We start from the raw sequence: 12,791 nt of genomic DNA on the forward strand, positions 1-12,791 counted from the left end.
GCGTTTATCGGACGCGGGATGGAGCAGTATGGTAGCTCGTCGGGCTCATAACCCGAAGGTCGTTGGTTCAAATCCAGCTCCCGCAACCAATTCTTTATAAGTAGAATTAAAATAACTTATGCGTTCACCGGACGCGGGATGGAGCAGTATGGTAGCTCGTCGGGCTCATAACCCGAAGGTCGTTGGTTCAAATCCAGCTCCCGCAACCAATTCTTTATAAGTAGAATTAAAATAACTTATGCGTTCACCGGACGCGGGATGGAGCAGTATGGTAGCTCGTCGGGCTCATAACCCGAAGGTCGTTGGTTCAAATCCAGCTCCCGCAACCAATTCTTTATAAGTAGAATTAAAATAACTTATGGCGTTTATCGGACGCGGGATGGAGCAGTATGGTAGCTCGTCGGGCTCATAACCCGAAGGTCGTTGGTTCAAATCCAGCTCCCGCAACCAATTCTTTAAAAAGACATAATACAACCGTAGCTCAGTTGGTTAGAGCACTACCTTGACATGGTAGGGGTCGGTGGTTCGAATCCACTCGGTTGTACCATTCTTTAGTCAACCATAACAAAGCACTTATTTACTCACCTAGTATTTAAACCATCCTCACACAAGATCAAACGACATAAAATAGTTCGAATTCAACTCCTTAAAACTCTTTCCCTTGTCCGACTCGAAGTAACAAAGTCATTGCCCTACCCTTATACAAGTAATCCAGCTCCCTTGAGTCACTATCCAGAAAGAGATACAGCCGGCGAAAACTGTTTTTTGGGGGCCTAAACGATGAGCCTCCAGCAAATAATAAGCATAAAAAAAGCTCCACCTATAAAGATAAAGCTTTTTCATGTACATTAAACGACTACATGCTACCAATCATTATAATGCTCTGGCATCGGCAGAGACGCCACCCCTGAGTCTATAGCAGCTTGCGCGACGGCTTTAGCGACTTTGTTACACAATCTGGGATCCATTGGACGTGGAATGATGTAATCACGGCTGAAGGTTAAAGCACTTTCGCCACTGGCCTTAAGAACACTTTCAGGTACTGGTTCTTTCGCTAAAGCGCGTATTGCGTGCACCGCAGCGATTTTCATCTCTTGGTTTATTTCTCGAGCCCTAACGTCCAACGCCCCTCTGAAGATAAATGGAAAGCACAATACGTTATTCACTTGGTTGGGATAATCAGAGCGACCGGTAGCCATAATAAGATCGTCCCTGACTGAATGGGCAAGCTCAGGTTTTATTTCTGGATCGGGATTTGAACACGCAAATACAATGGGCCTTTCGGCCATTTTTAATAACTTTTCTTTAGAGAGTAGATTAGGCCCTGACACGCCTATAAATACGTCGGCTTCATCGATGACATCATCAAGAGTGCGTTTATCCGTATTATTAGCAAACCGAGTCTTGTACTCATTGAGATCTGTCCTTTGAGAATGAACAACCCCTTTGGTATCCAACATATAAATTTTTTCACGCTTAGCACCACATTGAATCAGCAACTCCATGCAGGCAATTGCCGCAGCCCCTGCACCTAAACAAACAATCACAACGTGAGCAATATCTTTATCTTGAATCTCTAACGCATTGAGCAATGCTGCCGATGTCACGATGGCCGTTCCGTGTTGATCATCATGAAACACCGGGATGCTACAGCGCTCCTGTAAAGCTTTCTCAATGATGAAACAATCAGGGGCTTTGATGTCCTCGAGATTGATACCACCAAAGGTGTCAGCAATACTTGCAACTGTGTTAATGAACTCCTCAGGAGTCTCATGGGTCACTTCTATATCGAAAGAATCAATATTAGCAAAACGTTTAAACAATAGCGCCTTACCTTCCATCACAGGCTTTGAAGCCATAGGCCCTAAGTTACCTAATCCTAAAACAGCACTACCATTCGAAATGACTGCTACAGTATTTCCCTTGCCTGTGTACTTGTACACATTTTCAATATTATCGGCTATTTCCCGACATGGTTCAGCAACACCTGGGCTATAGGCTAACGATAAGTCTTCGCTAGTTTCGGCCTTAGTGGTTATTTCAATAGCTATTTTCCCTGGAGTCGGAAGGGCATGATAATCTAACGCACGTTGTTTTAAATCGCTCATAAGTAACCTTTAAGTATATAAATGTGTGGATGAAATTCAGCTAACAATGCATTTAGAGGTAATTGAGTTTATTTTTACTGAAATCATCATTGCCCATATCGATGGTTAGCAAACAGTGGCAGACCACTGTTTTCTAACCATCTGAATTTATGATCGTTTTATAATCAGAACCCAAGTTGTGATACAACGAACTTGCTCTAGCGCCATTCTACAGTGCTAAAGCCTATAGACTGATTAGTTAGAATCGCCATACGGCTAAAAATTGCGCAGTATTATCATCGGTACCTTTCTCACCTAACTTGTTTTTCCAATATTGGTACTCAATACCAACAAACAGCTGGTTTGCTTTGGTACCTAAAACTTCACCTAAATCTAATCGAAGCTGCGGCTGGAATAAAATCCAATATTCCAGATCTGTAGTGCCAAAGCTACTGGTTTGCTGACGACCATCGATGTATTCTAAGTGCCCTTCTATGCTCCAACTTGTTGAACCTAGTTTGAAAGGATATGCCCATGCGAAATCAACCATAAAGCTTGAGTCTTCATCAACGACGGTAAAAACAGGAGAGGAGGCGCTACCACCACCTTGATGCATGTAACCTGTGACATCTATTTGCGCAAAAGCAAAGCCTGGCAAATCTAATGAAAACCTAACCCCAGGCAATACCCACATACTGTCAACTTCAGGGGCAAAGTTAAAACCAGCCACTAGTCCTATGTCTTTTACTGGACCAAAAGAGAGGTCATTACCGGTAATGGCCCCTAAACTAAAGTTTGAATACCACTCGCCATAAAATTCACTGCTATCATCGACAGGAAAGTTAGCATTGTTATTTACCTTGTAGCGACTGTAGTCCACGAAGAAAAAGTTATCTCCGTATTCCCAGCCTCCAGCGTGCTGAAAAGTAATAATGGTAGTATCGGCGGTCCCTCCTGTACCCACTCGCTCTAATTCGCCAAAAGCTTGTAATTGTACTTCTGTATTGCTCCAGAGTTCTGCCGAAGCACTCGTTGAGATTAGTGCTGATGACACAACAACTCCGGTAGCAATAATATTGTGGATTTTATTGGTATTCATCATTTACCCTTTTTTAAAGTTATATTATTAATATTTTCATGAGGCATGACATTTATAAAAAACCACTGCGAAGTTAAACGAAGTTATTAACGTCTGGTCAGATTAAATGATTTACATAAGGTGAAGCTCTCTGTTAATGCCAAGTTAAATCAAATTTAAAGTTACAAATATTGACACCCATGTCAACTTAAATTTTTTATGGGTTATCTTGTTTACTTATTTTACAAAAAAGCAGTAGACCTTAAAACTTGACGTTCATGTCAGGTTTTGTTATCAAATAATTAAATAATCTAATAAAGGCGTATAAAAATGAATTTTCAATCATTTATCCCTCCACGTAGGATCTTAATGGGCCCTGGTCCCTCAGACATTAGCCCTGAAGTTCTCGCTTCACTATCGAGGCCAGTAATTGGTCATTTAGACCCACTGTTTGTTGGCATGATGGATGAAGTAAAAACCTTACTTCAGTATGCTTTTCAAACCAAAAATGAATTTACTATTGCCCTGTCAGCTCCAGGCTCTGCAGGCATGGAAGCTTGTTTTGTTAACTTAGTTGAAGCGGGTGATAAGGTCATAGTCTGCCGTAACGGTGTGTTTGGTGATCGTATGATCCAAAATGTCACCAGAATCGGCGCAGAAGCTATAGTGGTCGACTCTCCTTGGGGACGAGCTGTAGAAGTCGATAAGGTAGAGCAAGCATTAATAGCCAACCCAGATGCTAAATTTTTAGCCTTTGTTCATGCTGAAACCTCTACAGGAGCTGTATCTGATGCCAAGGCCTTATGTGCCTTGGCACAAGAGCACAACTGCTTATCCATTGTTGATGCAGTAACATCCCTAGGCGGTATCGAGCTTAGAGTTGATGAATGGGGTATAGATGCTATTTATTCCGGCTCACAAAAATGTTTATCTTGTGTCCCTGGCTTATCCCCTATCTCATTCAGTGAAAAAGCGGTGAATGTGATCAAAGAGCGTAAGACACAAATTCAAAGTTGGTTTTTAGATCAATCACTTGTGATGGGCTATTGGTCTGGTAAGGGTAAGCGAAGCTATCACCACACAGCCCCTGTAAATTCATTATATGGTCTGCATGAATCATTGATTCAATTGCAAAATGAAGGCATTGAAAATCGCTGGGCACGTCATCAAACTCAACATGAAACGCTCGCTAAGGGTCTAAAGAAACTGGGAATAGAATTTATAGTCCCAGAAGAAGAGCGCCTCCCCCAGCTAAATGCTATCTACATCCCAAAGGGTGCTGATGATGTGAAGGTAAGAGACTACCTACTGAACCACTATAACCTCGAAATTGGCGCAGGCTTAGGTGACTTTGCAGGTAAAGCTTGGCGCATCGGAATCATGGGTTATGCCGCTAGAAGTGAGAACGTTGCACTATGCTTAACTGCCCTGGAAGATGCGTTGAACCAGTAAGGAAACACCCGCTATAATTTCCACCATACAGAACCAAAAACGAGTTAACACTCGCATCATGGTATAATTTGGGGCGTAATCTCAGGCTTTAATCTAGAAACAGGCAAGACTTCACATGAAGTCCTGTCTGTTTTTTTAATTACAAAATCTAAAAACAGTATTACTTTATATATAGACAATCAGAGTAAACTTATTAAAAACCTGACAAAATGATTAAACAACCATTATTTAAACCCACAAGTTTAGAGGTCTCAAAGAAGTGAGTTATAAATACAAAACAGTTGAAATAAAAATTCAAACAATTATATAAAAACAAAATATAACCCTCACGTTAAAACCACCTCTTAGTCATCAAGTAATAATTAAATATAATACATCTCACTCACCAAGTTTAATGACAGTAATATTAACAAGTCAGCTCTCCCCTCTCCTTACTTATTTCTCATCAGTTCAGCTACTCAATATTTTTAGATAACTCGGATAATAGCCAATACCTTAAGCCACCTGGCAAAGATATGCTCTGATCAGCGTTATTCTAAGCAGTCCGATTCAAAGTAGGTAAGTGAAGGATAAGTGAGCTCTTTCAGTGTGGCTCAGCATAAAAGTTGGCAGTCAGACAAACTACAGCAAGGAGAGATGTTGCACTGCTGAGACTAATTAAGCAGCTTACGACGAGTAGGATTCAAACAGTATGCTCTTCACGCGTTGGATAGCCTGATTATAGACCCTCATTGATAAAGAGAATTAATGACCTATTCACTTTTATCTCATTGAAAAACACTACTCCAGCTGTATTGATCAACTTAGCTCAGCCTCGAGTCTCTTAAAGTTCAAATAACACAAATGAGCAAGGCCCAGATACAAGAAAACCCTTCCGAAGAAGGGTTTTCTTGTATCTGAATGAAACGATTTAATTAAGGTAAGAAGATAAACTTAGCAACGAAGAGCAAGGTAAGCGCCCAAACCCCCTTAGAGACTTGATTTGACTTACCGGCACCGAGTTTCAGGACAGTGTAAGTGATAAAGCCAAAAGCGATACCGTTAGCGATAGAGAAAGTTAACGTCATCATGATAGTCGTACAAACAGCTGGCGCGTATTCAGTTAGATCATCCCAGTCTAGTCCTTTAAGAGAACTCATCATTAACATAGCAACGTAGATGAGTGCACCATCAACCGCGAAACCTGGTAGCATCTGCGCAAGGGGGAGAAAAAACACTCCCGCAGCAAATAACAAACCAATAGCAACAGCCGTTAGACCCGTACGCCCGCCAACGGCAACACCCGCAGCAGATTCAACATAAGAAGTGACTGGTGGACAGCCAAAACCAGTACCAATGACAGATGCGATAGAGTCAGCTTTTAACGATTTGCTTAGCCCTTCAATTTTACCATTTTCATCTTGCAGGTTTGCACGTTCGGCAACCCCCATCAAGGTACCTGCAGTATCGAAAATATTAACAAACAGGAAAGTCACAATGACAGGAATTAATGCGACTTGAAACGCGCCAGCAATGTCAGCCTTCCACAAAATAGGTTCAAGAGAAGAGAACTCAGGTACGGCCATCAAACCTGTGTAACTAACAAAACCAGAAGCAGGAGCGAAAGACTTAGCCGCTTCTGAAACCACAAAGAAGTCGGTGGGTAAAACCCAGGTCATGGCAAAAGCAATAAATGTCGTTGTCGCAATACCAATTAAAATAGCACCAAAAACGTTACGGTAGCTAAGCACTGCTATCAATAAGAAACTAAAGAAACCTAAAGCCGGTGCTTCAGGGCCAAACTGGCCGAAACCGAAATGGGTCATGTCAGCAAGCGCGACTATGTTATCAGCGTCTGCAACGACGATGCCAGTGAAGCGCAAACCGATGAAGCCAAGAAAAAGCCCCACACCGGCTGTCATAGCGAGTCTCAGACTCATAGGGATACTGTCTAACATCCATTCCCTGAGACGCGTGACACTCATCAATACAAACATGACACCTGAGAGAAAAACGGCGCCTAATGCAATTTCCCAGGTATACCCCAAGGAGCCCACCACAGTGAAAGTGAAGAAAGCATTGAGTCCCATCCCAGGAGCGAGGCCCACTGGCCAGTTTGCATAAAACCCCATAAGAATCGTTGCAATAGCCGCACCTAGGCAAGTCGCAAGGAACAGTCCATCGAAGGGCATACCTGTTTTAGACATGATAATAGGATTTAAAAACATGATGTAAGACATTGTAACGAAGGTGGTAAGCCCCGCCAAAAGCTCAGTTTTTACCGTGGTATTATGCGCAGAAAGCTTGAATATACGCTCTAAGATCCCACCAGCACTATCTTGTTTATCGTACGTTTTACTAACCTGTTCCATAACTACAGTACTCTTGTTGATTGATATATAAGGTCATTTTTTACTATTTAATATTTGACCTGCTTTTTGCTGAACTAAGTATCCAATAGCTAACACCAGCAGTGGCTAATGACTAGAAAGAGGCTGTGTTAGACCCTATTTCTTTGTAGCTAAACCAATAGAACATAAAAAAAAACCAAAGTTAACAATAAAGACACACTTTGAATTTCACAATGTGGAAACACTATAGAAAGTAAAAAACACCCCCAAGGTGTGGGAGCATTACAGACAGCAGATGAAGCTTAAAAAACCATTATCGGGGCATTATCCAGTCTATCTTGCCTCGTATGCAGTACTCGCTAGGTGATTGATAGACCGTGTAAAAAATGGCTTTTCGCCATAGACAAGCTGAGTAGAGCAAGCAGCTGGGAATAAATTACGCACGCAGCTCAGTCAAACGTTGAGATTTAGCCAGCATTACGCTTACCTTGAAAGGTGATATTGGTGTTTTGGGCTATGAATAGTAAATATCTACCACCGGGCGATGGTAGGGGTAATAACATCATCAGACAAATTAGCTTGAATATCATTAGCGTTACTAAGTAAGTGATTAGCTATCCGCTTGAGAAGAAAATTGATTAAAAGTATCGACTCCAGCTTGAGCACAATCTAAGTCTTGCCTAGGGGCACCTGAACTTACTCCTATCCCACCGATCACCTTGCCATCAAATGTAATAGGTAAGCCTCCTCCTACGATACAAAAACGACCTCCTAGGGCCGTATGAATACCAAACAGTTGATTGTCATGCCCAGGGACACAGGCTTGATTGACTTCATGGGTCGCCTTACGAGCCGATGCTGCTGTGAATGCCTTATCTTGAGAAAGAATTATACTGTGTATTTTACCGCCATCCATACGCTCAAAGGCGATTAAACTTCCGGACTCATCGACAACAGAAATGCACATAGGTACCCCCAATGACTTTGCTTTATCTACAGCACCTTCAATGATCAGTTTTGCTTCCGCTTGATTTAATCTATTTAGGGTTAACATCTCTTATCCTCATCAACTTAAAAATAATGCCCAAGCGCCTTTACTACATCATTAAAGATCCCACGTATCATCTCAACTGTGACTAGCTAATCTGATACTCATTGATATAAGGGCTGGCTTGTTACGCTTATATGCTTACCCCGGTGAAACGGATTCTTCGACATAACCCAACTCTGCAGATAACGCCTTACCTGCCACAATTAAATCATGTACCCATTCATCCTTTCGCCGCTCGATGGGAGCAGACACAGACAAACCAGCGACCACTTCACCATATCTGTCATGCAACAAGACACCGATACAGCCGACACCCATCTCTGCTTCTTCATTATCGAAAGCATAACCTTGCTCGACACATGCCATACATTCATCCATCAGAGTATCGAATGACGAAAATGTCTTACGTGTATAGGTAGGTAAATTAGTCCGTTGAACGTAGCCTTTAATCCCTTCCTTACCAGCCATACCCAACATCATTTTACCCACCCCAGTAACATGCAATGGAGCACGACTACCAATAATCTGTTGCACATGCATCATCCTATTTGGAATCGCTTTTTCAATGTAAATAACCACATCACCCTCACGTGTCGTGAGGTTGATGGTTTCGCCAAAGTTATCCCTTAGTTTTTCCATATAGGGTATGGCAATTTTACGAAAGTCGACATTTGTATTTGGGTAATTACTCAGCCTTAATAGCCTGCCACTTAATAGATATTTCCCCGTACCGTCTCTTTCAACAAAGCGATTATCGATTAACGAATGCAGTATGCGAAAGGCCGTAGACGGCGCTAAGTTGGTATCGGCACTCAAGGCTTTAAGTGTGACTGGCATGGAGTAGCGTGATATTGCATCTAGCAACATAGCAGCCCTATCAATCACTTGAATTCGAGTTTTAGTTTTAGTTTTAGTTTTAGTTTTAGTTTTTTCAAGATTATTACTGCTCATAATCACAACGCTTATTTTGAATAATGTAGTTAAAACTACAATAAAACGAATTCCAAATTGATGCAAATTAATTCCACATTATGAAAGCACTGGAATTTCTTATTCCCCCACAAAGAAAAATACCTATATTTTCAAGCTGATAACTTGATCACCTAGTGGTGACGCTTCAAAGATTCCACTATACGAAATTTAAACCGATTGCGTGAAATTAGTAGCTTCCATAAAGTGAAATTGAAATTTATTAACTCAAAGTAATAACTTGCATCGATTAAGAATCGCCGCCCACCCTGGTGAATCGATGTTTATCTATACGCAACGAGCAGGATGAGTATTGAGAGGAAAATATGAATAGTGCAACCGAATCGACTATGTACATTCCAACCTATGATGATGTGCTTGTAGCTCATGAACGCATTAAACCTTACATTCATGAAACACCAGTATTAACTTCTCGTTTCTTGAATGAATTAACAGGTGCAGAGTTATTTTTTAAATGCGAAAACTTACAAAAAGCAGCCGCATTTAAAGTACGCGGAGCCTGTAATGCAGTATTTGGCTTAACCGACGAAGAAGCAAAAATCGGTGTCGCCACCCACTCTTCGGGAAATCATGCACTGTCTTTGGCATACGCCGCGGGACAACGTGGGATTGACGTTACTGTAGTGATGCCAAGAACGGCTCCCCAAGCAAAGAAAGATGCCGTGATAGGTTATGGCGGTACCATAGTCGAATGTGAGCCATCCACCAGCTCTCGTGAAGCGGTGTTTAGCGAAGTTGTGGCACAGTCTGGTGCTGATTTTGTTCATCCTTATAACGATCCACGAGTTATCGCAGGTCAAGCAACCTGCTCTAAAGAGCTGGTTAGTCAGGTTGATAATTTAGATATTGTGATTGCCCCAATTGGTGGCGGAGGCATGATATCAGGCACATGTCTCACCTTATCGACAATTGCCCCAGAAATTAACGTTTATGCGGCAGAGCCCCTCAATGCAGATGATGCCGCGCGTTCATTAAAAGCCGGATACATCATCGCCGATGATGCCCCCAATACCGTTGCCGATGGCCTTAAAGTGCCCTTAAAAGATCTGACTTGGCACTTCGTAAAAAACCATGTAACCGATATTTTAACCGCTACCGAAGAAGAGATAGTAGCAGCGATGAAACTGATTTGGATGCGCATGAAACTGGTTATAGAGCCTAGCAGCGCAGTGACTCTGGCGACGATTTTGAAGAACCCTGAGGTATTTAGAGGCAAGCGAGTTGGGATCATTATTACCGGCGGAAATGTTGATTTAGACAAGCTTCCCTGGATGGATAAATAAGGCCGATCCGCGTTGGTTAACTAATAACTATTAATAGATGGAGATTAACATGACAACAACAAACAATTTAGAAGTGGGTTATGACGTTCCGGCATTACCGGGGATGGCAGAAGCCGATATTCAAACCCCCTGCTTGGTGGTCGATCTAGATGCGCTAGAGCGCAATATTCGTAAAATGGGCCAGTTTGCTAAAGAGATGGGAGTTCGCCATCGAGTGCATGGCAAGATGCATAAATCTGTAGATATTGCCCTACTACAAGAGCGTTTAGGTAATAGCTGTGGAGTATGTTGTCAAAAGGTGTCAGAAGCAGAAGTGTTTGCTCGTGGGGGGATCAAAGATGTTTTGGTATCAAACCAGGTGCGTGATCCGGCTAAAATTGACCGTTTAGCCCGCTTGCCAAAATTAGGGGCTCGTACCCTCTGCTGCGTCGATGATATAGACAATGTCGCTGAACTCGGTGCGGCCGTTAAAAAGCACAATACTGAAATTGAATGTTTAGTCGAGATTGACTGTGGAGCCGGTCGTTGTGGTGTCAGCGAAGGTCAACCGGTTGTTGATATCGCCAAAGCTATTGCCGCAACCCCAGGGCTAAAATTTGCAGGAATTCAAGCTTATCAAGGCGCGATGCAGCACATGGAAAACTTCCTTGAACGCAAAGAAAAAATCGATATCGCCTGCGCCATGGTCGCTCGGACGGTAGATATGCTCAAAGCCGAAGGCTTGGAATGTGACATTGTGGGTGGTGGTGGCACAGGTTCCTATTACTTCGAAGGTAATTCTGGCGTATTTAATGAGCTACAGTGCGGTTCTTATGCATTTATGGATGCTGATTATCAACGTATTCATGATGCAAAAGGTCAAAAAATATCAGAATTCGAAAACTCATTATTCATATTAACCTCAGTGATGAGCCATACCAAAGCCGATAAGGCAATTTGTGATGCTGGACTTAAAGCACAATCCGTCGACAGTGGTTTACCCTATATCTATGGACGTGATGATGTGGAATACATCAAATGTTCAGATGAACACGGTGTAATTTCTGACCCGAGCGGTGCGCTAAAAATTAATGAAAAATTAAGACTGGTGCCAGGGCACTGCGATCCAACCTGTAATGTTCATGATTACTACGTAGGAGTTCGTAACGGTAAAGTGGAAACACTCTGGCCAGTGTCTGCTCGCGGAAAAGCCTACTAATCCCGATGACCAAAAGTCTATAAACAAGCAATAAAAGTTTCACGTTTCTCCCGAGAGCGAGGATAAAAGAGTTTTTGCTAACGCTTCATTAGTTCCCAACTAAATCTGTGCCCCTGTATTTATCAGGGGCAGTATCGAAGTATTACAGCCTTTTAAACTCGCCTTTGGGAGCTTTTTTAGTCGTCCTCGAACATAGCCGGGAGACTAACAATAAACTTACTTTTCCATCTTCCTCCCTTAATATTGATCTAGGGGGATTGCCATTATTCTAGGAAATAAACAATGAGTCATTCAAATCAAAATGATAATAAAGGCGTAACTGTAGTATCAGAAGCAGTATGTCAACAGATCATGGGCAGGGCTGATGCCTTCACCGCCGTAGAAAACGTATTTTCAGCTATGGCTAAGGACACAGCCTATAACTTCCCAGTGATCCGTGAAGCCATTGGTCATGCTGATGCCCTTTATGGATTCAAATCAGGCTTTGACCGCGTCGGTATGGTGTTAGGGTTAAAGTCAGGTGGTTATTGGCCAGGTAATATCGACAAAGGAATAACTAATCATCAATCGACAGTTATTTTATTCGATCCAGATACTGGAAAGCTCAAAGCCCTGGTTGGCGGGAACTATTTAACAGCAATACGAACAGCGGCGTCATCAGCAGTCTCAATCGCTCATCTGGCCCGTAAAGATGCAAAAGTATTAGGAATGGTCGGTGCAGGACACCAATCAACATTTCAATTACGGGCAGCTCTTGAGCAGCGCAATTTTGAAAAGGTTGTTGCATGGAACAAGGAGCCAGAAAAACTGACTGCACTCGCCGTAATATGTGAAGAATTATCATTGCCTTTTGAGTCTGTCAGCCGTGAATCACTTTGCGCTCAAGCTGACGTTATCATCACCATAACGTCGGCATTTGAAGCATTAATCGACCAAAGTTGGATTAAACCAGGTACGCATATCGCCTGTATGGGCACAGACACCAAAGGCAAGCAAGAAGTTGATGCCCATCTACTCGCTAAAGCAAGAGTTTTTACCGATGAATTAGCGCAATCGACCACAATTGGTGAAGCCCAACACGCGATAGCAGAGGGATTAATTAACCAAGCTGACATTATACCTATTGGTGATGTCATCAATGGTACTAAAGCAGGCCGAACGTCCGATGATGAAATCACCTTATTCGATGGCACAGGTGTGGGTTTACAAGATTTAGCCGTTGCCTCGGTAGCATCTGAGTTAGCCGAAGCAAAGGGCCTAGCGACCTACTTTAACTTATAACCTCACATGGGGATGACACAAAGCCTGCCTGACAGGCTTTT

9 protein-coding genes and 5 tRNA genes are annotated in these 12,791 nt (G+C 42.5%); 9 read left to right on the plus strand and 5 right to left on the minus strand.

Annotated features, from left to right (window positions below):
* Nucleotides 1–12 precede the first annotated feature (12 nt).
* The 5 genes from FS373_RS16020 (at nt 13) to FS373_RS16040 (ending at nt 547) form a co-directional block, all read left to right on the plus strand.
* Nucleotides 13–89 (plus strand) — tRNA-Met (locus tag FS373_RS16020).
* Between the two features lie 43 nt (nt 90–132).
* Nucleotides 133–209: transfer RNA gene (locus tag FS373_RS16025), tRNA-Met, on the plus strand.
* A gap of 43 nt (nt 210–252) precedes the next feature.
* Nucleotides 253–329 (plus strand) — tRNA-Met (locus tag FS373_RS16030).
* A gap of 44 nt (nt 330–373) precedes the next feature.
* Nucleotides 374–450: transfer RNA gene (locus FS373_RS16035), tRNA-Met, on the plus strand.
* Nucleotides 451–470: 20 nt separating this feature from the next.
* Nucleotides 471–547, plus strand: a tRNA-Val gene (locus FS373_RS16040).
* 316 nt (nt 548–863) lie between these two features.
* Here the strand turns inward: FS373_RS16040 and FS373_RS16045 are convergent.
* Together FS373_RS16045 and FS373_RS16050 are read right to left on the minus strand one after the other, a co-directional pair.
* Nucleotides 864–2,108, minus strand: a complete 1,245-nt coding sequence (locus tag FS373_RS16045) for a malic enzyme-like NAD(P)-binding protein (protein WP_144046664.1) — start codon at nt 2,106–2,108, stop codon at nt 864–866.
* A 238-nt stretch (nt 2,109–2,346) separates the two neighbouring features.
* Nucleotides 2,347–3,141, minus strand: a complete 795-nt coding sequence (locus tag FS373_RS16050) for an outer membrane protein OmpK (protein ID WP_322619515.1) — start codon at nt 3,139–3,141, stop codon at nt 2,347–2,349.
* A 354-nt stretch (nt 3,142–3,495) separates the two neighbouring features.
* Between FS373_RS16050 and FS373_RS16055 the strand changes: the two genes are divergently transcribed.
* Complete coding sequence (locus FS373_RS16055) at nt 3,496–4,617, plus strand: pyridoxal-phosphate-dependent aminotransferase family protein (protein WP_144046665.1); 1,122 nt, start codon at nt 3,496–3,498, stop codon at nt 4,615–4,617.
* A gap of 914 nt (nt 4,618–5,531) precedes the next feature.
* On the opposite strand, the gene FS373_RS16060 is transcribed toward FS373_RS16055, so the two are convergent.
* The 3 genes from FS373_RS16060 to FS373_RS16070 all read right to left on the minus strand — a co-directional run bounded on the left by FS373_RS16060 (nt 5,532) and on the right by FS373_RS16070 (nt 8,949).
* On the minus strand, nt 5,532–6,968 hold the full coding sequence (locus FS373_RS16060; RefSeq protein WP_144046666.1) for an NCS2 family permease: 1,437 nt from the start codon (nt 6,966–6,968) through the stop codon (nt 5,532–5,534).
* 589 nt (nt 6,969–7,557) lie between these two features.
* Nucleotides 7,558–8,001, minus strand: a complete 444-nt coding sequence (locus tag FS373_RS16065; protein ID WP_144046667.1) for a GlcG/HbpS family heme-binding protein — start codon at nt 7,999–8,001, stop codon at nt 7,558–7,560.
* Between the two features lie 135 nt (nt 8,002–8,136).
* Nucleotides 8,137–8,949, minus strand: coding sequence for an IclR family transcriptional regulator (locus FS373_RS16070; RefSeq protein ID WP_152829865.1), 813 nt, complete (start codon nt 8,947–8,949; stop codon nt 8,137–8,139).
* A gap of 344 nt (nt 8,950–9,293) precedes the next feature.
* On the opposite strand from FS373_RS16070, the gene bhcB reads away from it, so the two are divergent.
* The 3 genes from bhcB (at nt 9,294) to bhcD (ending at nt 12,750) form a co-directional block, all read left to right on the plus strand.
* A complete protein-coding gene (gene bhcB / locus FS373_RS16075; RefSeq protein WP_152829866.1) occupies nt 9,294–10,271 on the plus strand; it encodes a beta-hydroxyaspartate dehydratase BhcB in 978 nt (325 codons plus the stop codon).
* A 49-nt stretch (nt 10,272–10,320) separates the two neighbouring features.
* A complete protein-coding gene (gene bhcC, locus FS373_RS16080; protein WP_144046669.1) occupies nt 10,321–11,469 on the plus strand; it encodes a 3-hydroxy-D-aspartate aldolase BhcC in 1,149 nt (382 codons plus the stop codon).
* A 282-nt stretch (nt 11,470–11,751) separates the two neighbouring features.
* Entirely contained in the window at nt 11,752–12,750 is a 999-nt protein-coding gene (gene bhcD / locus FS373_RS16085) for an iminosuccinate reductase BhcD (protein ID WP_152829867.1), read from the plus strand.
* Nucleotides 12,751–12,791: the final 41 nt, after the last annotated feature.

This window comes from Shewanella sp. YLB-07 (assembly GCF_009377275.1).